Here is a 244-nt window from a genome sequence, read left to right on the forward strand (position 1 = left end):
GCGCGCCCTGCGGGCACGGGCGGAGCACTACGCCGACGGCGACACCGACCTGGCATGGGCACGGCTGACGCTGTGGCGGGCGCAGCTGGTGGCCGCACTCGACCTGCCCCCGTTCGAGCCGGTGACCAGCGCGACCGTGACTGGGCAGTCCGACTCGCCGTCGACCGAGCTGCTGGCCGGCTGGCTGCTCGACTACCTGCAGGTGCCGGTGCGTCGGATGAAGGCCGAGGAAGGCCAGCAGGGC

The 244-nt window shown here is 73.8% G+C and carries 1 protein-coding gene; it reads left to right on the forward strand.

From position 1 onward, the window contains the following. Nucleotides 1–244, forward strand: a 244-nt coding sequence (locus ACKX14_RS16355) for an OpcA/G6PD domain-containing protein (protein WP_422449486.1), incomplete at both ends; no start/stop codon positions are given.

It is taken from the genome of Thermorhabdus hydrogeniformans (assembly GCF_049310025.1).
In the GTDB taxonomy this organism is placed as follows: Bacteria; Bacillota; Thermosediminibacteria; order Thermosediminibacterales; family Tepidanaerobacteraceae; genus JBJYKD01.